General features: G+C 59.9%; 17 protein-coding genes, 1 tRNA gene, 2 rRNA genes and 1 pseudogene (1 of these 21 only partly in view). 12 read left to right on the top strand and 9 right to left on the bottom strand.

Annotated elements, in window-relative coordinates; translation table 11 throughout:
* From ACTG19_RS12440 to ACTG19_RS12430, 3 genes are all read left to right on the top strand, one after another.
* A 23S ribosomal RNA gene (locus ACTG19_RS12440) occupies positions 1-707 on the top strand (it extends 2,183 nt beyond the left edge of the window).
* 125 nt (positions 708-832) lie between these two features.
* A 5S ribosomal RNA gene (gene rrf / locus ACTG19_RS12435) occupies positions 833-947 on the top strand.
* Between the two features lie 97 nt (positions 948-1,044).
* A tRNA-Asp gene (locus ACTG19_RS12430) sits at positions 1,045-1,121 on the top strand.
* Positions 1,122-1,387: 266 nt separating this feature from the next.
* On the opposite strand, the gene ACTG19_RS12425 is transcribed toward ACTG19_RS12430, so the two are convergent.
* Together ACTG19_RS12425 and ACTG19_RS12420 are read right to left on the bottom strand one after the other, a co-directional pair.
* Entirely contained in the window at positions 1,388-3,970 is a 2,583-nt protein-coding gene (locus tag ACTG19_RS12425) for a bifunctional acetate--CoA ligase family protein/GNAT family N-acetyltransferase (RefSeq protein ID WP_113740634.1), read from the bottom strand.
* A gap of 73 nt (positions 3,971-4,043) precedes the next feature.
* On the bottom strand, positions 4,044-4,235 hold the full coding sequence (locus tag ACTG19_RS12420) for a hypothetical protein (RefSeq protein WP_113740635.1): 192 nt from the start codon (positions 4,233-4,235) through the stop codon (positions 4,044-4,046).
* A gap of 180 nt (positions 4,236-4,415) precedes the next feature.
* On the opposite strand from ACTG19_RS12420, the gene ACTG19_RS12415 reads away from it, so the two are divergent.
* A complete protein-coding gene (locus ACTG19_RS12415; RefSeq protein WP_113740653.1) occupies positions 4,416-5,276 on the top strand; it encodes a transporter substrate-binding domain-containing protein in 861 nt (286 codons plus the stop codon).
* Here the strand turns inward: ACTG19_RS12415 and ilvY are convergent.
* Positions 5,265-6,157, bottom strand: a pseudogene (ilvY, locus tag ACTG19_RS12410) (HTH-type transcriptional activator IlvY). The gene ACTG19_RS12415 and the pseudogene ilvY overlap by 12 nt on opposite strands.
* A gap of 221 nt (positions 6,158-6,378) precedes the next feature.
* On the opposite strand from ilvY, the gene ilvC reads away from it, so the two are divergent.
* Positions 6,379-7,860: a ketol-acid reductoisomerase gene (gene ilvC, locus ACTG19_RS12405; RefSeq protein ID WP_041210772.1), complete on the top strand. Its 1,482-nt coding sequence runs from the start codon at positions 6,379-6,381 to the stop codon at positions 7,858-7,860.
* A gap of 156 nt (positions 7,861-8,016) precedes the next feature.
* On the opposite strand, the gene pgi is transcribed toward ilvC, so the two are convergent.
* The 5 genes from pgi to coaBC all read right to left on the bottom strand — a co-directional run bounded on the left by pgi (position 8,017) and on the right by coaBC (position 13,413).
* Positions 8,017-9,666, bottom strand: a complete 1,650-nt coding sequence (pgi, locus tag ACTG19_RS12400; RefSeq protein ID WP_439989120.1) for a glucose-6-phosphate isomerase — start codon at positions 9,664-9,666, stop codon at positions 8,017-8,019.
* A gap of 338 nt (positions 9,667-10,004) precedes the next feature.
* Positions 10,005-10,841 (bottom strand): mechanosensitive ion channel domain-containing protein, encoded by an 837-nt coding sequence (locus ACTG19_RS12395; RefSeq protein ID WP_439989119.1) that lies wholly within the window; start codon positions 10,839-10,841, stop codon positions 10,005-10,007.
* A 164-nt stretch (positions 10,842-11,005) separates the two neighbouring features.
* Positions 11,006-11,602 (bottom strand): nucleoid occlusion factor SlmA, encoded by a 597-nt coding sequence (gene slmA, locus ACTG19_RS12390; protein ID WP_005339495.1) that lies wholly within the window; start codon positions 11,600-11,602, stop codon positions 11,006-11,008.
* Positions 11,603-11,670: 68 nt separating this feature from the next.
* Complete coding sequence (gene dut / locus ACTG19_RS12385) at positions 11,671-12,129, bottom strand: dUTP diphosphatase (protein WP_201991014.1); 459 nt, start codon at positions 12,127-12,129, stop codon at positions 11,671-11,673.
* Between the two features lie 81 nt (positions 12,130-12,210).
* Positions 12,211-13,413 (bottom strand): bifunctional phosphopantothenoylcysteine decarboxylase/phosphopantothenate--cysteine ligase CoaBC, encoded by a 1,203-nt coding sequence (coaBC, locus tag ACTG19_RS12380; protein WP_439989118.1) that lies wholly within the window; start codon positions 13,411-13,413, stop codon positions 12,211-12,213.
* Between the two features lie 147 nt (positions 13,414-13,560).
* On the opposite strand from coaBC, the gene radC reads away from it, so the two are divergent.
* The 6 genes from radC to ACTG19_RS12350 all read left to right on the top strand — a co-directional run bounded on the left by radC (position 13,561) and on the right by ACTG19_RS12350 (position 17,223).
* Entirely contained in the window at positions 13,561-14,235 is a 675-nt protein-coding gene (radC, locus tag ACTG19_RS12375) for a RadC family protein (RefSeq protein ID WP_005339502.1), read from the top strand.
* A 136-nt stretch (positions 14,236-14,371) separates the two neighbouring features.
* Entirely contained in the window at positions 14,372-14,608 is a 237-nt protein-coding gene (gene rpmB / locus ACTG19_RS12370) for a 50S ribosomal protein L28 (RefSeq protein ID WP_005307492.1), read from the top strand.
* 11 nt (positions 14,609-14,619) lie between these two features.
* Entirely contained in the window at positions 14,620-14,787 is a 168-nt protein-coding gene (gene rpmG, locus ACTG19_RS12365) for a 50S ribosomal protein L33 (RefSeq protein ID WP_005307500.1), read from the top strand.
* 93 nt (positions 14,788-14,880) lie between these two features.
* Entirely contained in the window at positions 14,881-15,336 is a 456-nt protein-coding gene (locus ACTG19_RS12360; protein WP_139438964.1) for a hypothetical protein, read from the top strand.
* Positions 15,337-15,360: 24 nt separating this feature from the next.
* The gene (mutM, locus tag ACTG19_RS12355; RefSeq protein ID WP_439989117.1) at positions 15,361-16,173 is read left to right on the top strand and encodes a bifunctional DNA-formamidopyrimidine glycosylase/DNA-(apurinic or apyrimidinic site) lyase; all 813 of its coding nucleotides are present in this window, start codon (positions 15,361-15,363) and stop codon (positions 16,171-16,173) included.
* A gap of 177 nt (positions 16,174-16,350) precedes the next feature.
* Positions 16,351-17,223, top strand: coding sequence for a VirK/YbjX family protein (locus ACTG19_RS12350; RefSeq protein WP_371155592.1), 873 nt, complete (start codon positions 16,351-16,353; stop codon positions 17,221-17,223).
* Between the two features lie 93 nt (positions 17,224-17,316).
* Here ACTG19_RS12350 and coaD read toward each other — a convergent pair whose 3' ends face one another.
* Positions 17,317-17,802, bottom strand: a complete 486-nt coding sequence (gene coaD / locus ACTG19_RS12345; RefSeq protein ID WP_005357393.1) for a pantetheine-phosphate adenylyltransferase — start codon at positions 17,800-17,802, stop codon at positions 17,317-17,319.
* 134 nt (positions 17,803-17,936) lie between these two features.
* On the opposite strand from coaD, the gene ACTG19_RS12340 reads away from it, so the two are divergent.
* On the top strand, positions 17,937-18,974 hold the full coding sequence (locus tag ACTG19_RS12340; RefSeq protein WP_113740639.1) for a glycosyltransferase family 9 protein: 1,038 nt from the start codon (positions 17,937-17,939) through the stop codon (positions 18,972-18,974).
* Positions 18,975-18,978: the final 4 nt, after the last annotated feature.

The following is an 18,978-nucleotide window of genomic DNA, read 5'->3' as shown; positions in this document are numbered from 1 at the left end:
ACGCAGGGCCCTGAATCGGGCTCGCGGACAGTGCCTGGTGGGTAGTTTGACTGGGGCGGTCTCCTCCCAAAGAGTAACGGAGGAGCACGAAGGTTGGCTAATCCTGGTCGGACATCAGGAGGTTAGTGCAATGGCATAAGCCAGCTTAACTGCGAGACGGACAGGTCGAGCAGGTACGAAAGTAGGTCATAGTGATCCGGTGGTTCTGAATGGAAGGGCCATCGCTCAACGGATAAAAGGTACTCCGGGGATAACAGGCTGATACCGCCCAAGAGTTCATATCGACGGCGGTGTTTGGCACCTCGATGTCGGCTCATCACATCCTGGGGCTGAAGTCGGTCCCAAGGGTATGGCTGTTCGCCATTTAAAGTGGTACGCGAGCTGGGTTCAGAACGTCGTGAGACAGTTCGGTCCCTATCTGCCGTGGGCGTTGGATGATTGAAGGGAGTTGCTCCTAGTACGAGAGGACCGGAGTGAACGAACCTCTGGTGTTCGGGTTGTCACGCCAGTGGCACTGCCCGGTAGCTAAGTTCGGAATCGATAACCGCTGAAAGCATCTAAGCGGGAAGCGAGCCCTGAGATGAGTCATCCCTGACCCCTTGAGGGTCCTAAAGGGCCGTTGGAGACCACAACGTTGATAGGTGGGGTGTGTAAGCGCGGCGACGTGTTGAGCTAACCCATACTAATTACCCGTGAGGCTTAACCATACAACACCCAAGAAGTGTTCTGGGCCTTGTAGCAAATACCAAGCGAACTACTAACTAATTCAGTGATAGCGACAAGCCAATAGGCAACCTCGTTACTCACGTCAGCTTTCTGGATTAAGAATTTGCCTGGCGGCCATAGCGCCGTGGAACCACCTGATCCCATGCCGAACTCAGAAGTGAAACGCGGTAGCGCCGATGGTAGTGTGGCATTCGCCATGCGAGAGTAGGACACTGCCAGGCACCCAATTAAACAGCGATGTGAAGAATCACGTCACTGGCTGCGAGGATGACACCTCAGAAGAAGCAGCAGAAAATTTAGCGAAAGCTAACCGAATGCGGAGCGGTAGTTCAGTCGGTTAGAATACCGGCCTGTCACGCCGGGGGTCGCGGGTTCGAGTCCCGTCCGCTCCGCCACTAATTTGAAGGCCTTCCCTGATGGGAAGGCCTTTTTGCTATGGGCATTTTTACCCACTGACCCCGATGGTTGCACACCGGAACCAACACAAAGCCCGGCCTCATAACCGGGCTTTTGTATTTTTAGCGCGTTAAACCACCAATCTCTGGCTTTTCCCTGCCAAGTAAGAGTGCCAGATAGCCGGTTATTTCCACCATTTTCGGGCTATATCTGAGCCTTGCCAGTTTCATTTGCAGCCATTTTGACGCCTCTTCAGGTGGTCAAATCAGGCTTCTGTCGCTTGCTGGCTACAGAGCAGTTCCATATTGACCACCCCCTCTTCCATCTGCACGTCGATCTTGAAGCCAAGCCGTTTGGCGAGGTTGACCATGCCGCGATTGCTGGGCATGGTCATGCCGGATAACTGGCCAATCCCCTGCTCTTTGGCGTAGCGGATGATCTTCTCCATCATCAATTTGCCGAGCCCCACCCCTTTCAAGTCCGATCGCACCAGAATGGCAAACTCGGCATCGCTCTGGTCCGGGCTCGAAATGGCGCGTACCACGCCGAGGATTTGATCCTGCAGCTCGCCATCTTGCCCCACAGCCACGAAGGCCATCTCCCGGTCGTAATCGATTTGGGTCATACGAGCCAGCTCTTCATGACCCAGTTCACCCACATCGGCGAAGAAGCGTTTGTACCTGTCTTCATCGGAGACCAGCAGTACGAACTGCTTGTGAGCCGGTTCATCTTCCGGCCGGATTGGGCGCAGCAGGATATGGCGCTGATCTTTAAGCCAGGCCCCCTCCTCCAGTTCGGTAGGATAGGGGCGGATCGCCAGTCGGTTGCTGGTCGGGATGGCGGGGTCAGCCAGTGTGAGGCTGGCATCCAGCACCACCATCTCTGCGCCGCACGCTTGCAGCGGGTGTAGGTCCAGTTCCTGAATCTCAGGAAAGGCGAGCAATAGCTCGGAGAGCTGGCAAAGCACTTGGCCCAAGGCATCGATATCCAGTCGCTCCGGTGTGGCCTGCTCACGGATCTTGCGGTTCTTGAGGGCTCCTATGATCTGGTAACGAGCCAGCGCCTGATTGAGCGGCGGTAGCGCCGCGACCATCTCCTGCGGTTCCGCACCCGACTCACCCAACAGAATGACGGGGCCAAAGATGGCGTCTTGCTGGATGCGTACCCGCAGCTCGAGGCCGCCGCTGCGGCGAGCCATCCGCTGCACCAGCAAGCCTTCGATGCGGGCGCCCGGATCATGCTGTTTGACCCTGTCCAGAATGGCATCTGCAGCTTGCGCCACTTCGGCCGAGGTGCGCAGATTGAGGACCACCCCGTGCACGGCAGACTTGTGCAGGATATCGGGCGAGCGCAGTTTTACCGCTACTGGATAGCCGATCTGCTCGGCGGTGAGGGTCGCCTCGATGGCGTCGGTGACGATCCAGGTTGGCAGGGTCGAGAGACCGGCGGCTTGTAAAATCGGGTGCACCAGATGGGTATCCAATCTTAGCTGTTTGCGCTCCTGCGCTTGGCGGATCAGCTGCTGGCACAGATCTACATTGAGCTGGTTGCCATGCAGGGATGCCGGGGTTTCCATCAACTGCTTCTGGTTGCGGCGGTATTCCACCATGTGCATGAAGGCGGCCATGGCGCTTTCCGGCGTGCGGTAGGTCGGGAAGCCCGCCTCGGTAAAGAGTTTGCGCCCCTCCTGCGCCGAGTATTCGCCCGCCCAGTTGGTGAGGATGTTGAAACGGCGCGCTCTGGGATGCTGTTTCAGATGGGCAATAAGATGGCTGGCCAGCGGCGCGCTTGGCGCCGTGAGCGAGGGGGCGTGGATGATCAGAATGGCGTCGATGCCATCCTCCTGCAACACGTTGTCCAGCGTTTCCTGATAGGTGGTGATGGTAGCATCGCTACCAATATCGAGCGGCGGGCGAGCCAGCTTGCCGCCCCGCTCCAGCAGTACATCCACCGCCATATTGGCCAGCCCGCGACCGTTGGAGATGATGGCAAGCCGCTCTCCCTTGAGGTTCATGGAGTGGCTGAGGGTTTCCACCGCGGCAAACAGTTCGTGGGTATCCCGTACCCGCAACATGCCGGCGCGACGGATGGCGGCATCATAGACGTTGTCGAGGCCGTGGGCCGGATCGTGGCGCCCGCTTTTCAGCACCAGGATCGGCTTGTTGCGCGAGGCTGCTCGCGCCGCCGAGAGAAAGTGGCGGGCGTCGTGCAACTTGTCCATGTAGATCAAGATGGCGCGGGTGACGCTGTCGCGGGAGAGCTGATCCAGCAGCTGGCCGAAGTCGATGTCGCAGTGATCGCCAAGGGAGATGAAGGCGGAAAAGCCCAGTTCATGCTGCTTGGCCCAATCCAGAATGGTGGTGCTGACGGCGGCGGATTGCGACAGAAAGGCGACCTGTCCCGGCTTGGCGGCAATGGGTGAAAAGCTGGCGTTAATCCCCTGGCCGGGCAGCAGCATCCCCATGCTGTTGGGGCCGAGCAGGCGAATGCCATATTGCTGGCAGACCCGTTTCAGCTCCAGCCGCTCCTCGGGGGAAAAGTCGGCGGCCAGTATGATGGCCGCCCCCGCCCCCTTATGGCCGAGCGCTTCCAGCAACGGCAAGACCCGCTCCCGCCTGGTGCAGATGATGGCGAGATCCGGGGTTAGCGGCAGGCTGGCGATATCGGGATAGGCCAGCACACCGGCGATGGACTTGTTGCGCGGAGTGACGGGGAGGATGGGCCCTTTGAACTGGCCCGCCAGCAGGTGGCGCACGATCACATGACCCGCCTTGAGCGGGTCGGTCGAGGCGCCGATCACGGCGATTGAGTGGGGTTTGAACAGCCGATCCAGACCGCTTGCTTTCATGGGCACTCCCGACAAAAGGGGGAAGATACCAGTCTAATACGCCTTTGCTGCGGGTTCTGTGACCGGATCCTGATCACCGTTTGTTCAGGGCATTGGCACGCAGATAAAAGCGCAGTTCGCCCTGCACCCGGCGAATGGCTCCCAGGTGGCGTTCCTGCAGATAGATATCCTGCTCCCGGTCGAGCGCCGTGCTGGGCACGCCTATGCTTTGCAGATACTCGTCAAACAGGGTTGAACCCTTGATCTCTACCAGATGCTGTTTCATGGCTCTCCTCCCTGCGCCTTGGCGTGTGTTGATTAACGCCCAGTCTGCGATGACCTGACGGGTTTGCCTATTGTCACTTTTGACACGAGAGCGCTCACACATCTTTCAGAGAGGGCACAGTGGAGGCGCTGGCTGACGTTATAGTATGGCGAGGAGCATGAGGCACGGATGGTGCGCAGGATGATCAGAGTCTGGTGGTGGTGCATGGCACTGTGGACGGTTGGCGCAACGGCAACCGAGCAGCCTATCCGCGCCTGGAATCTGCTGCTGGATCACCCCAACCCCGCCGTCGTCCAGTTGTTGCGCCTCTCCCTCGATCTCACCGTGCCCGAATATGGCCCCTATCAGCTGGTATCCAGCCCGCAAATGGAGCAGGGGCGGGCGGTGAAGGAGCTGCGCAGCGGTGAGCTGGTTCAGGTCGGCGTCTTTGCCCCGGATGGTCAGCGAGAACGGGAGTTGCTGGCAATCCACATTCCGCTGGCCAAGGGGCTGCTGGGGTGGCGGGTGTGTCTGGTTCGGCAGGGGGATGAGGGACGTTTTGCCTCGATCGGGTCGTTGGCAGACTGGCATCGCGCCGGGCTCTCCATCGGTCAGCACAGATCCTGGCCAGACACCCAGTTGCTGCGGGCTAACGGCCTCAAGGTGACGGTGGGCAATCTTTATGAGGCGCTCTTCAACATGCTGCGCAAGAAGCGCTTTGACTGCTTCCTGCGCTCGGTCATCGAGGTCGAGGATGAGCTCAGGCAGCATCCGGATCTCGCCATCGAGCCCCGTCTGGTGTTTCGCTATCCGCTGGCGCTGCTCTTCTTTGTCTCGCCAAAATATCCGGAGCTGGCCCAGCGCATCGAGCTTGGCCTGCTGCGGGCGCGGCAGTCTGGTGCTTTTGACCGGGTCTTTGAAGAGGGATTCGGCAGTACCATTCGGCGGCTGAAACTGGATGAGCGGGTGCGCCTCGAGCTGCATAACCCCGACTTGCCGCAGCCCAGTCGCGTCATGATGGCCGATCCGGCCCTTATCTATAAACCGGTGTCAGCGCAGTGAGCCCTGATTCTGCGCGGTATCCCAGAAGGCGCGGATCAGCGGTTCTTCCAGCCGCTTCTTGAGCACCCCGATCCCCACATCAAATGGTTTGAAGGCGGGTTTGAGGTCGATGATCCGCACCTTGTCGCCGAGCGGGCTGTGGTCGATCACCGCCGCCGGCACCAATCCTACGCCACAGCCGAGCGCCACCATGGCGACAATCCCCTCGTTACCCGCCACTTCGGCATAGATGTTGGGCGCTATCCCCTTGTTGCGAAACCACTGATCGCTGCGTTTGCGGGCCAGCCCCTGCTCGGAGAGGATAACTGGCAGCTGCTCCCAGTCCGGCTCGCCCTGACGGAACCACTGGTTCAGCTGCGGGGCATTGCGCGGCGCGATAAAGACCAGCGGCACCAGTTGCAGGCTGGCGAACTCCAGCTTGGCGGGCAGAGCGTCGGGACGGGCGGCGATAGCGAGATCGGCCTCGTCGGCCAGGATTTTGTCCACCGCCAGCGCCGGGTCGCCGGTCTCCAGCTTGATCTCCAGCTGGGGGTAGCGGCGGCGAAAGCGCTCCAGCACCTCGGGCAGCAGAAAGTAACTGGCGGTGACCGAGCGAAGACCCGCAGCCGCCCCTGCAGCGGTTCATCGCTGCGTTTGAGCTCCTGCTTGAGCTGACGCCACTCCTGCAACAGGCCGCCGCCAAATTCGCGCAGCTTCTCGCCGGCGGGGGTGAGCCGAACCGAGCGGTTGTCCCGCTCGAACAGGATGCAGCCGGTCTCCTGCTCCAGCCGCTGGATGGCGCGGCTCAGGGTGGAGGGGCTGACCGCCATGGCATCGGCGCTCTTGCCGAAGTGGAGGGAGTCGGCGAGGTGGAGAAACAGCTCGAGATTGCGAAGGTCCATCTTTCAGCTCCTGGCGCGGCATGTGTGCCCGATATCCAGCGGTTGGCGGCTTGTTTCTGCCATCTCGCGGTACATTTAGCAGGCAATTATGAAGGATTAACGTTTCAATTATTGCAACGTACTGTTTCGAATATATCAGTTCAGGCAATAAGTGTCCCGCGCTATAGTGGTTCAGACAACGCCGCTATCCGGCATGGAATCAATCGAACGGAGCAATCACCATGGCTAACTATTTCAACACCTTGAACCTGCGTCAGCAGTTGGCCCAGCTGGGCAAGTGTCGTTTCATGCAGCGCGAAGAGTTCGCGGACGGCTGCAACGTGCTGAAGGGCAAGAAGGTGGTGATTGTGGGCTGTGGTGCCCAGGGTCTGAACCAGGGTCTGAACATGCGCGACTCCGGGCTGGATATCTCCTACGCCCTGCGCAAGGCTGCCATCACCGAGAAGCGCGCCTCCTGGCAGAAGGCTACCGACAACGGCTTCGCGGTCGGTACCTATGAAGAGCTGATCCCGACCGCCGATCTGGTGCTGAACCTGACTCCGGACAAGCAACACTCCGACGTAGTGAAAACCGTGATGCCGCTGATGAAGCAGGGCGCCGCATTGGGCTATTCCCACGGCTTCAACGTGGTGGAAGAGGGTCAGCAGATCCGCTCCGACATCACAGTCGTGATGGTGGCTCCCAAGTGCCCGGGCACCGAGGTGCGTGAGGAGTACAAGCGCGGTTTCGGCGTACCGACTCTGATCGCCGTTCACCCGGAAAATGACCCGAAAGGCGAAGGCATGGCCATCGCGAAAGCGTGGGCCTCTGCTACCGGCGGCGACCGTGCCGGCGTGCTGGAGTCCTCCTTCGTGGCGGAAGTGAAATCCGACCTGATGGGCGAGCAGACCATCCTCTGCGGCATGCTGCAGGCCGGTTCCCTGCTCTGCTACGACAAGCTGGTTGCCGAAGGCACCGACCCGGCCTACGCCGGCAAGCTGATCCAGTTCGGCTGGGAGACCATCACCGAAGCCCTGAAACAGGGTGGCATCAGCCTGATGATGGATCGCCTCTCCAACCCGGCCAAGCTGCGCGCCTTCGAGCTCTCCGAGCAGCTCAAGACCCTGATGCGCCCGCTGTTCGAGAAGCACATGGACGACATCATCGCCGGTGAATTCTCTCGCGGCATGATGGCCGACTGGGCCGAAGACGATGCCAAGCTGTTTGGCTGGCGCGAAGAGACCGGCAAGTCTGCTTTCGAAAACGCCCCGGCGTTTGCAGGCAAGATTGCCGAGCAAGAGTACTTCGACAATGGCGTGGTGATGGTGGCCATGGTCAAGGCGGGTGTCGAGCTGGCGTTCGAGACCATGGTGGCTTCCGGTATCTACGAGGAGTCCGCCTACTACGAATCCCTGCACGAGCTGCCGCTGATCGCCAACACAGTTGCTCGCAAGCGCCTGTACGAGATGAACGTGGTCATCTCCGATACTGCCGAGTACGGTAACTACCTGTTCGCCAATGCCGCCGTGCCCTTGCTGCGCGAGCACTTCATGCCGACCCTGAAGGCGGGTGATCTGGGTGCCAGCAAGGCGGAAGGGCAGAGCGTGGATAACCTGGCGCTGCTGGCGGCCAACGAAGCGACTCGCAACCACCCGATCGAGAAAATCGGTCAGGTACTGCGCGGCTACATGAAGGACATGAAACGTATCGCCGTCGGCGGTTAAGCCGGCATCGGGCTGGATGATGAAGGGGCGGGGATGACGATCCCCGTCGCCGGTCGGACTGGACACCCGACCGGCCAGCCAGAACAATCAGCCTGACAGTCATAAAAAAGCCCCGCTCATCGAGCGGGGCTTTTGCATTCAGAAAGGCTGGATAAATCAGGCTTTCCACGCTTTCCAGGTGTTGATCAGACCGTTGGTGGAGCAGTCGTGGCTGGTGACAGCCTCGTTGTTGCCCAGCTCCGGCAGGATCTTGTTGGCCAGCTGTTTGCCCAGCTCCACGCCCCACTGGTCGAAGGAGAAGATGTTCCAGATTGCGCCCTGTACGAAGATCTTGTGTTCATACATGGCGATCAGGGCACCCAGGGTTTTCGGGGTCAGGCTCTTGAACAGGATGGAGTTGGTCGGGCGGTTGCCTTCGAACACCTTGAACGGCACCAGATCCTTGACCTGCTCCAGGGTTTTGCCAGCAGCCAGGAACTCGGCTTCAACCTCTTCCTTGCTCTTGCCGAAGGCCAGCGCCTCGGTCTGGGCGAAGAAGTTGGCCAGCAGTTTCGGGTGGTGGTCACCGATCGGGTTGTGGCTGATGGCTGGCGCCAGGAAGTCACAGGGGATCAGCTTGGTGCCCTGGTGGATCAGTTGGTAGAAGGCGTGCTGGCCGTTGGTACCCGGCTCACCCCAGATGATGGGGCCAGTCTGGTAGTCAACCGGATTACCGTTGCGATCCACGTACTTGCCGTTGGATTCCATGTTGCCCTGCTGGAAGTAGGCAGGGAAGCGGTGCATGTACTGATCGTACGGCAGGATGGCTTCGGATTCGGCACCGTAGAAGTTGTTGTACCACAGGCCAATCAGCGCCAGCAGCACCGGCACGTTCTGCTCATAGGAGGCAGTGGCGAAGTGCATGTCCATCTCGAAGGCGCCTTGCAGCAGGGCTTCGAAGTTCTCGAAACCGACGGAGAGGGCGATGGGCATGCCGATGGCAGACCAGGAGGAGTAGCGGCCGCCAACCCAGTCCCAGAACTCGAACATATTGTTGGTGTCGATACCGAACTCGGCCACGGCCTTGCCGTTGGTGGAGAGGGCAGCGAAGTGCTTGGCAACGTGGGCCTTGTCACCGGCGATCTTGATGAACCAGTCGCGGGCGGTCAGGGCGTTGGTCATTGTCTCCTGGGTGGTGAAGGTCTTGGAGGCCACCAGGAACAGGGTGGTTTCCGGATCGATCTTCTTCAGGGTCTCGGCGATATGGGTGCCATCGACGTTGGAGACGAAGTGCATCTGCAGGTGGTTTTTGTAGGGACGCAGTGCCTCGGTGATCATTACCGGGCCCAGATCGGAGCCACCGATACCGATGTTGACCACGTGCTGGATCGCCCTGCCGGTGTAGCCTTTCCACTCGCCGGAGATGATCTTCTCGCAGAAGCCCTTCATCTTGGCCAGTACGGCGTTCACTTCTGGCATCACGTCCTTGCCGTCGCACTCGATGGGGCGGTCGGAGCGGTTGCGCAGGGCCACGTGCAGTACGGATCGCCCTTCGGTCATGTTGATCTTTTCGCCATTGAACATGGCATCGATCGCGCTGCGAAGATCGGTCTCTTTGGCGAGATCAACCAGCAACTTGAGGGTTTCTTCGGTGATCAGGTTCTTCGAGTAATCAACCAGGATGTCGCCACCGAAGGTAAGGGAAAACTTGTCAAAGCGCTTCGGGTCCTGCGCGAACAGATCCTTGAGTCGGGTCTCTTTGTTTGCTGCAAAGTGGGCTTCCAGTGCCTGCCAGGCCTGGGTTTGGGTTGGATTGATGTTTTTCATAGGATTCCTGAAATGCCAAGTTGTGTTTGAACCTTGCAGGCAAGGTCCCGCCAAACCTTATTATCCGAGCATTATAGCGAGCCGGCCGAGCGGCCCGTGTAACAGAGTTTTACCGATTGTCTTTTACCGCAATGGGGCAACCGTCGGGAGTATACAACCAGAACATCGGGATTATGAGTCACGAAAGCAAGGGGGATCTTGCGCTCGCTCATGATTGGGGCTAGCCCGCGGCTCTGAAATTGTTTTCATTCCGCCGGCCTGATTATGCAGCGGATGGCGCGCCGGAAATGACAATGCCAGCCCGAAGGCTGGCATTGTGGGTTGCTGCTTTACCGCGATCACGCCTGCGGTTTTTGCATGTGCATCACCATCTGCGGGAAGGGAATTTCGATCCCTTCGGCATCAAAGGTGAGCTTCACCTTCTCGTGGAAGTCGAACCAGACACCCCAGTAGTCGCCGGTCTTGACCCACGGGCGCACCACGATATTGACCGAGGAGTCGGCCAGCGCGGCGACGGCGATGGTAGCGGCCGGATCTTTCAGGATGCGCGGTTCTTCATTCACCAGACGCTCGAGGATCTGCTTGGCCTTGCGCAGATCGGAGCCGTAGCCGATACCGAAGGTCATGTCGACGCGGCGGGTATCCATGCGGGAGTAGTTGACGATGGTGCCGTTGAGGATGGCGGAGTTCGGTACTACCACCATCTTGTTGTCACCGGAGGTGAGGGTGGTGGTGAACAGCTGAACGGATTGCACCACGCCAGACGTGCCAGCCACTTCGATAAACTCGCCTGCCTTGATGGGGCGGAAGATGATCAGCAGAAAGCCAGCGGCGAAGTTGGAGAGCGAGCCTTGCAGCGCCAGACCGATGGCCAGACCGGCGGCACCGATAATGGCGACGAAGGAGGCGGTCTGCACGCCGACACGTCCCAGTGCGGCGATCACCACGAACACCAGAATGGCGTATTTGAGGATGCTGCCAACGAAGTGAGTGACTGTGGTGTCCAGCTTGCGGGCCTGCATCACCTTGACCACGCCACCGCTGACGATGTTGGCGGCGATATAGCCGACCAGCAGGGTCAGCAGGGCGGCGGCGATATTGACGCCGTATTCGATCAGCAGTCCCTGATTATTGACCAGCCAGGTCTGCGCTTCGGTAATGATTTCGGGTTCCATAGGATGTCCTGTCAGGTTCTAAAAGGTTTATGGTGGATAAATCTAACACCGCAGCGCGACAGTACGGGTCGCATCTGGTACTTCTTTTCTGCCATAAAAACCTGACACAAAAAAGAAGGGAGGCCAAAGCCTCCCTTCTTTTTGCTGAATGATGCGAAAAACCATCAGCTCTGCAGCAATTGGCTGCGGATAAATTGCCACTGATCTTCGAAACCGGCGGTCGGCTTGAGCTTGAACTCGGAGCGCACGAACTGGCTGATGCGGCCTTCGGTGTAGGCCAGCAGCAGATTGGCCAGCATGGTCTCGTCGAGCTGAAAGCCCTGACCTTCGCGTAGCCGCTTCTCGCGCAGCACCTGTTTGATCTGGGTCTCCAGCTTGTCGAACAGGATGCTGATGCGATCCCGCAGCCGATCGTGCTCACCCAGCAGGGCGTCGCCATTGAGGATGCGGGTAATGCCGGGATTGCGCTCGGCGAACACCAGCAGCAGCTGCAGGATATGGTGGCAACGCGCCATGGTGTCCTTCTCTTCCGCCATGATCAGATTGACCCGTGACAGCAGGGAATCCTCGATAAAGTCGATCAGCCCCTCGAACATCCGCGCCTTGCTGGGAAAATGTCGATAGAGGGCTGCTTCAGAGACGCCGACCTCGGCCGCCAGACGGGCCGTGGTGATACGCTGACCCGGACTGGTTTCCAGCATATGGGCGAGCGCCTGCAGGATCTGATCGCGCCGACTCTGTTTCTGATTACTGCTTGCCATGGATTCCCCTAAAAAAACAATGGCTTGATTCTATTATTAAGCACCGCCCATCGGGCTGGTGTGGTCTGTTATTGGCGACCAGAAGAACCAAAACCGCCTTCACCCCGTTCGCTCTGATTGAACTCATCGACCACTTGGAAGCTGGCCTGAACTACCGGCATGATCACCAGCTGGGCGATGCGCTCGCCGGGTTGCATGGTGAACTCATCTTTGCCGCGGTTCCAGACCGATACCATCAGCTGACCCTGGTAATCGGAATCGATGAGACCGACCAGGTTGCCCAGCACGATGCCGTGCTTATGGCCGAGGCCGGAGCGGGGCAGGATGGTGGCACACAGACCCGGATCCTGGATGTGAATGGCCAGACCGGTCGGCACCAGGGTGGTATCACCCGGAGCCAGAGTCAGCGGCGCATCCAGCAGTGCGCGCAGATCCATGCCGGCAGAGCCCGGTGTGGCGTAGGCGGGCAGCGGGTACTCGGTACCGATACGGGCATCCAGAATCTTCAGTTCAATTTGTGTAGTCATGAATCGCTTTTTCAGTTGGATCTTGTATTGGCGCCCCTCTTGGCAAGGCGGGGCGCCGTGAGTCTTGTTCTTTTGGGACGCTCAGTGCCGGTAGTGGCGCGCAATCAGGGCGATCAGGTGACGGGCCAGCGTCAGCTTGTCGGCCAGCGGCAGCGGGGCCTTGCCCCCTTGCCAGAACACGGTCAGGGCGTTGTCATCGGCGTTGAAGCCTTGCCCCTCGCGGGACACATCGTTGGCGGCGATCATGTCCAGCCGCTTACGCTGCAACTTGTCGAGGGCGTATTGTTCCACATCCACTGTTTCGGCGGCAAATCCGACGGTGAAGGGTTTGTCTGAAAGGGCACCAACGGCCGCGATGATGTCGGGATTCTTCACCAGCGTCACCACCATCTGGTCGTTGTCGCCGGTCTTCTTGATCTTCTGACTGGCGACCTGCTCGGGGCGATAGTCGGCCACCGCCGCGCAGCCGATGAAGAGGTCGCACTCGCCGACCCGGCTCATCACCGCCTGATGCATCTGCTCGGCGCTCTCCACATCGATGCGGGTGACGCCAGCTGGTGTAGCCAGCGTTACCGGGCCGCTCACCAGCGTCACTTCGGCGCCCGCTTCACGGGCAGCACGAGCGATGGCGTAACCCATCTTGCCGGAGCTGTGGTTGCTGATGTAGCGCACCGGATCCAGCGCCTCGCGGGTTGGCCCTGCGGTGAGCAGCAGCTTGACGCCTGCCAGCAAGGGCTCGGCGGCCAGCTGCTGACAGCAGCGATCCACCAGTTCGAGGGGATCCAGCATCCGGCCCGGGCCCACATCGCCACAGGCCTGGCTTCCTGCATCCGGCCCCCACAGCAGAATGCCGCGGCTGGCCAGGGTCTTGAGGTTGGCCTGGGTCGCGGCGTTGAGATACATCTGCTGGTTCATGGCAGGTGCCAGCGCGATGGGCGCCGGAGTGGCCAGACAGAGGGTGGTCAGCAGTTCGTCGGCCATGCCTGCAGCCATCCGCGCCATCAGGTTGGCGCTGGCGGGGGCGATCAGCACCAGATCGGCCCACTTGGCCAGCTCGATATGGCCCATGCCCGCTTCGGCGGAAGGATCCAGCAGGCTGTAGGCCACCGGATGACCGGAGACCGCCTGCAGGGTCAGTGGGGTGATGAACTCCTTGGCGGAGCGGGTCATTACCACCCGCACTTCGGCGCCCTGATCTTTCAGGCGGCGTACCAGCTCGGCACTCTTGTAGGCGGCGATCCCGCCACTGACACCCAACAGGATGCGTTTATCGGCCAATCTCATCTGCTGTTTCTCTATCCGGCTCATTCTGACTGGTCGGCTAAGATACCACAGGCAATGGATGACGACAGGGGTTGGCATCAAGGGGTGTGGTCGGGCGCGCGCAATTTTTTGCTATGTTTTTTCTCAACAGGGATGAGGGAGAGACAAATGAGCATCAAAGAGTGGCCGGAAGATGAACGCCCCAGAGAGAAGTTGCTGCGTCAGGGGCCTGCGGCGCTCTCCGATGCCGAGCTGCTCGCCATCTTTCTGCGCACTGGCGTCAATGGCCTGAGTGCAGTGGATCTTTCACGTAATCTATTGAATCAATTCGGCTCTTTACGCAGTTTGCTGGGGGCGGATCAACGGGCATTCTGCGAGGCGCACGGCCTTGGCCCGGCCAAATATGCCCAGTTGCAGGCGGTGCTGGAGATGGCCAGACGCCATCTGGCCGAGCAGCTGCAACGGGGTGATGCCCTCACCTCGCCCCAGCTGACCCGCGACTATCTGCAGGCCCAGCTGCGGGATCGGCCGCGTGAGGTGTTTGCCCTGCTGTTGCTCGACAATCAACACAGAGTCATTCAATTTGTTGAGCTTTTTTTCGGCACCATCGACTCGGCGAGCGTCTGGCCAAGAGAAATCGTGCAGATCGCGCTCAAACATAATGCAGCCGCGGTGATTCTGGCGCATAATCACCCGTCCGGCGTCGCCGAGCCCAGTAGGGCCGACCGCCAGATCACGGATCGGATCACGGCCGCTTTGGCCCTGATCGATATCAGAGTGCTGGATCACTTGGTGATCGGTGATGGCATCACGGTTTCTTTTGCCGAGCGCGGTTGGCTATAACTGTGCTCTAGCACCGTATTAGTTGATCTTTGATCACGGATGCTGTATAAAATGCCGCCTTCTGTTTGCCCCGCAATCGAAGGCCAGCGGGGCAGATATTTGCTCGAGCAATGAAGTAAGATTTGGAGAGACTGACATGTCTAGAGTATGCCAAGTAACCGGCAAGCGCCCGGCAGTTGGTAACAACCGTTCGCACGCTAACAACGCCACCAAGCGTCGTTTCCTGCCGAACCTGCACACTCACCGTTTCTGGGTTGAGAGTGAAAAACGCTTCGTAAGCCTGCGCGTATCCGCAAAAGGCATGCGTATCATCGACAAGCGTGGCGTTGAAGTGGTTCTGGCTGAACTGCGCGCCAGCGGTGTTAAGGTATAAGGAATTAGATCATGGCTAAAGGTATTCGCGAGAAAATTCGCCTGAACTCCAGCGCCGGTACTGGTCACTTCTATACCACTACCAAAAACAAGCGCACCATGCCCGAAAAAATGGAGATCAAAAAGTTTGATCCCGTTGTTCGTCAGCATGTGATCTACAAGGAAGGCAAAATCAAGTAATTACTTGATGCTGCATTCCCAAAAACCCGGCTTCGTGCCGGGTTTTTTTATGCGCCGAATTCAGTACACTGCCGGTTCAAAGGGAGGCTTGCCATGTTCAAATTGAGCCGCAAAGGCTGGAATAACGTGATCATTGTGGTGGTGCTGATCGTGATCACCCTGTTGCATCGTATGGAGACTGCCCAGCAGGAGAACAGCGCCAAGCGGGCTCGCCCCTTGCTGCCGGATGCGTCTGTGGTGCTCACCTGGCAGGGACCGAGCTGGCAGATTGAGCGGATTGGTCAGGGCTGGCGCAGCATGCCGGATCTGGGGCTCGACACGGCGCAGCTGGATGCCCGTCTGGCGCGCTGGCAGAGCTGGTTGCTGCCCCCCGGCGAGGTGGTGCGCGGTACCCCGGTGACCATCAAGGTGTGGATTGCCGGCCAGAGCGATCCGGTCGAGATCGGCCTCTATCAGAACAGCGGCCAATATGGCGCTCAGCTGCCCTCCGGTCTCTGGCTCGCCCTCACTGCCGAGCAGTATCGCGATCTGCTGCGTCCTGCCCCCTGAGTTCCTTTTCCTTGCGAGGTGCCCATGCCTGAATTGCCAGAAGTTGAAGTCAGTCGTCAGGGGATCTCACCCTGGCTCACCGGTATCAAGGTGACGCGCGTGGTGGTGCGGGATGGCCGCCTGCGCTGGCCGATCCCCGGTGAGATTCAGGAGCTGGTGGACCTCACCATCCATCGGGTGCGTCGCCGCGCCAAATACCTGCTGCTGGAGACCGATTTCGGCACCGCCATCCTTCATCTGGGGATGTCCGGCAGCCTGCGGGTGCTGGATATCGGCATGCCAGCCGAGAAGCACGACCACGTGGATATCGAGCTGGAGAATGGCAAGCTGCTGCGGCTCAACGATCCGCGCCGCTTCGGCGCCCTGCTTTGGACCCGGGAACCGGCCGAAGCCCACGCGCTGCTCGCCAAGCTGGGGCCAGAGCCGCTCACCGATGCCTTCAGTGCTGATTACCTGCAGGGGCGCGCCAAGGGGCGCAGCACCGCCATCAAACAGTTCCTGATGGACAATCAGGTGGTGGTCGGGGTGGGCAACATCTACGCCAACGAGGCGCTCTATGCTGCCGGCATTCACCCCAAACGGGCGGCGGGCAATATCAGTGCCGAGCGGCTGGGAACCCTGGTGGCCGAGATCAAGCGGGTTCTGGCCGAAGCCATCAGACAGGGCGGCACCACCCTCAAGGATTTCACCAGTGCCGACGGCAAGCCGGGCTATTTCGTGCAGCAGTTGCAGGTCTACGGCCGTGGCGGTCAGCCCTGTTTCCACTGTCACACCCTGCTGACCGAGACAAGAATGGGCCAGCGCACCACGGTTTTTTGCAGTCATTGCCAGCGCTGAGCGCACTTTTTGCCCCGATCCGGGGGAAGTTGTAACAGCGTATTTCCACTCTGTTGAAGATTTGCACAGCTGTCACTAGTATCCCGACCGTTCAGGCGGTTTGAGAATATAAAAATGACAGTTAAATCAATAGACTGGGAATATTTATCCCGGCAGGAGCGCTATTGCGCAAAATCTATGGCCCGCTTCCTCTACCCCGAGGGATGTGACCGGAAAACCTTCAATCGCGGCAAGTTTGTGCTGCGCAGCCTGCTCTATCGCAAGTCGCTGAGTCGGGTCTTCAGTCTGTTTCAGTGCGACTCGCTCAAGGCGCTGCCGGCGGTCTATCCCGAGCTGCTCGACAAGCCGATGCGACCCTATCGCTTCGCCTGTGCCAGCGCCCGTGAGCGGGCCGAGATGCTGGAAAATCACTACCGTTTGCTGCTGGAGTGCTACCCGCAGCTGATCGACCCGCTCTATCTGGGCGAGGGGATCGCGCTGGGGCACTATCCACAGAGCGGCTGCCGCATTCTGCTGCGCCACGATGGCACCTTCCGCCGCGAGGCCGAGCTGGCGCTCTCCATCGTCAACGGCGAGGGGCAGCGCCTCTACAGCTGCGCCTTTTCGCTGGCGGGCAGCGTGGATCGTTTGATTCTGATGATCGGCTCCATGCAGGGGCCGGAGCCTGCGGTCGACAATGCCCAGGATCGGGTGCGCGAGCTGACCAAAGAGGGGCATGGCCTGCGGCCCAAATCCCTGCTGGTGCAGCTGGTGCTGCAACTGGCGCAGGCCATGGGGGCGGCAGAGGTGCTGGCGGTGCGCAAGCGGGCCCACGTGTTTCAGGCCAAGCGCTACAGCAGCAAGCAGAAAGCCAATTTGCAGGCCGATTATGACGAGCTGTGGCAGGAATTCGGCGCGCAGGATGTGGATGCCAACTTCGTCGCTCTGCAAGCCCAGCCGCGCAAGCCGCTGGAGGAGATCGCCTCCAAGAAGCGGGCCATGTATCGGCGCCGCTACGAGTGGCTCGATCTGCTGGTGCAGGAGATGAATGAGCGGTTTGCCCGTCAGTAACTGGCAAGCAGGCTGACCTCTCCATAGCGAGACAGAAACGGCAAGGGCTACCCGCGGGTAGCCCTTGTTCGTTTCTGCCAATCAGGGGAGGGATTAGCGCTGCTGCTGTTTGGCGGCGATGGCCTGCGCCACCACGGGGTCGACAAACTGGCGGATATCACCGCCGTGCAGCGCCACCTCTTTCACTAGGGTGGAGGAGATAAAGGAGTTCTCCTCCGCCGGGGTGAGGAAGACGCTCTCAAGCGTGGGCATCAGGCGGCGGTTCATGTTGGCCAGCTGGAACTCGTACTCGAAGTCGGAGACGGCGCGCAGGCCGCGGATCAGCACGTTGGCCTGATGCTCTTTGGCGAAATCGACCAGCAGGCCGGAGAAGCCCACCACCTTGACGTTGGGAAGCTGGCTGGTCACTTGCTGGACAAGCTGGACACGTTCTGCCAGATCGAACAGCGGGCGCTTGCTCGGGCTGTTGGCGACCCCGACCACCACCTCGTCAAACAGCTTGGCGGCGCGGCCGATGAGATCGGCGTGGCCATTGGTAACGGGATCAAACGTCCCGGGATAAATCACCCTGGTAGTCATCTTTGCGGTCCTGCAACCTGGAAATTTGGTCGCATTATAAGGTCGTCGCTTGAGAATAGCAGTGCATCAGGCAAGAATACGCCATCGCGCATCAAGCCTCCCTGCATTGGTGACAGGGAGCAAAGGGATTTTTTATGAAACGTATTCTGGTCGTTCGCAATGACAAGATTGGTGACTTCATGCTGGCGTGGCCGAGTTTCGCCATGCTCAAAGGCTCCATGGAGTGTCATGTGACTGCCCTGGTTCCGGCCTACACGGCGCCGCTGGCCCGGCTCTGCCCCTGGATTGACGAGGTGATCATCGATCCGGGCGTGCGTGCCGACAAGGAGCAACAGCGAGCGCTGCTGGCACGGATCAAGGCGGCGGCGTTCGACGCGTCCATCTGCCTCTTCTCCAACTCCCGCAACGCCATGCTGGTGTGGAAGGCACACATCCCTTATCGGCTGGCCCCGGCGACCAAGCTGGCGCAGGTGCTCTACAACCAGCGACTGGTGCAACGCCGCTCCCGTTCCCAGAAGCCGGAGTCCGAGTACAACCTGGAGCTGATCCGCCGCTTCCTGGCCGATCAGCAGGTGGCCGTGGTGGAGCCCCAGACCCCCTTCCTGCGGTTCGATGAGGAGACCTTGCGGCAGGTGCGCGAGCAGCTGGCACTCAAGCTCAAGCTCGATGCCAGCCGCCCCTGGCTGATGGTGCATGCCGGTAGCGGCGGTTCGGCCAACAATCTCTCCATCGAGCAGTATGCCCGCATCATCATCAAGCTCAATCAGGCCTGCCCCGAGCTGCAGTGCGTGCTGACCGCAGGCCCGGGTGAGGAGAAGATGGCCGAACAGCTGGCGGCCGAGTTGCTGGCCCACGGCGGCAACGGCTGGATCTACCGCTCCAGCGATGGTCTGCCGATGTTCTGTCAGGTGCTGGCCAACGCCGCTTTGTTTATCGCCGGTAGTACCGGCCCGCTCCATATTGCCGGGGCGCTCGATGTGCCGACCATCGGTTTCTTCCCGATGCGCCGCTCCGCTACTCCGCTGCGCTGGAAGCCCCTCAACAGCGAAGGGCGCCACCTTGCCTTCAGCCCGCCGGAGGATAGCGACCACCCGGAGGATATGAGTCAGCTCGATCCCAAGACCATGGTTCCGGTGATGGCCCGCTGGGCGGCGCCTTTCTGGCGCAAGTAACGTA

Source organism: Aeromonas sp. 3P, from assembly GCF_051919745.1.
GTDB lineage: Bacteria > Pseudomonadota > Gammaproteobacteria > Enterobacterales > Aeromonadaceae > Aeromonas > Aeromonas veronii.
The sequence above is the reverse complement of the archived record's forward strand: the minus strand, read 5'-3'. Positions and strand labels throughout refer to the sequence as shown.

Excerpts from the sequence above, each read along its gene's own strand:
- ACTG19_RS12425 (WP_113740634.1), bottom strand. The coding sequence starts at position 3,970 with ATGAAAGCAAGCGGTCTGGATCGGCTGTTCAAACCCCACTCAATCGCC.
- ACTG19_RS12420 (WP_113740635.1), bottom strand. The coding sequence starts at position 4,235 with ATGAAACAGCATCTGGTAGAGATCAAGGGTTCAACCCTGTTTGACGAG.
- ACTG19_RS12415 (WP_113740653.1), top strand. The coding sequence starts at position 4,416 with ATGATCAGAGTCTGGTGGTGGTGCATGGCACTGTGGACGGTTGGCGCA.
- ilvC (WP_041210772.1), top strand. The coding sequence starts at position 6,379 with ATGGCTAACTATTTCAACACCTTGAACCTGCGTCAGCAGTTGGCCCAG.
- pgi (WP_439989120.1), bottom strand. The coding sequence starts at position 9,666 with ATGAAAAACATCAATCCAACCCAAACCCAGGCCTGGCAGGCACTGGAA.
- ACTG19_RS12395 (WP_439989119.1), bottom strand. The coding sequence starts at position 10,841 with ATGGAACCCGAAATCATTACCGAAGCGCAGACCTGGCTGGTCAATAAT.
- slmA (WP_005339495.1), bottom strand. The coding sequence starts at position 11,602 with ATGGCAAGCAGTAATCAGAAACAGAGTCGGCGCGATCAGATCCTGCAG.
- dut (WP_201991014.1), bottom strand. The coding sequence starts at position 12,129 with ATGACTACACAAATTGAACTGAAGATTCTGGATGCCCGTATCGGTACC.
- coaBC (WP_439989118.1), bottom strand. The coding sequence starts at position 13,413 with ATGAGATTGGCCGATAAACGCATCCTGTTGGGTGTCAGTGGCGGGATC.
- radC (WP_005339502.1), top strand. The coding sequence starts at position 13,561 with ATGAGCATCAAAGAGTGGCCGGAAGATGAACGCCCCAGAGAGAAGTTG.
- rpmB (WP_005307492.1), top strand. The coding sequence starts at position 14,372 with ATGTCTAGAGTATGCCAAGTAACCGGCAAGCGCCCGGCAGTTGGTAAC.
- rpmG (WP_005307500.1), top strand. The coding sequence starts at position 14,620 with ATGGCTAAAGGTATTCGCGAGAAAATTCGCCTGAACTCCAGCGCCGGT.
- ACTG19_RS12360 (WP_139438964.1), top strand. The coding sequence starts at position 14,881 with ATGTTCAAATTGAGCCGCAAAGGCTGGAATAACGTGATCATTGTGGTG.
- mutM (WP_439989117.1), top strand. The coding sequence starts at position 15,361 with ATGCCTGAATTGCCAGAAGTTGAAGTCAGTCGTCAGGGGATCTCACCC.
- ACTG19_RS12350 (WP_371155592.1), top strand. The coding sequence starts at position 16,351 with ATGGCCCGCTTCCTCTACCCCGAGGGATGTGACCGGAAAACCTTCAAT.
- coaD (WP_005357393.1), bottom strand. The coding sequence starts at position 17,802 with ATGACTACCAGGGTGATTTATCCCGGGACGTTTGATCCCGTTACCAAT.
- ACTG19_RS12340 (WP_113740639.1), top strand. The coding sequence starts at position 17,937 with ATGAAACGTATTCTGGTCGTTCGCAATGACAAGATTGGTGACTTCATG.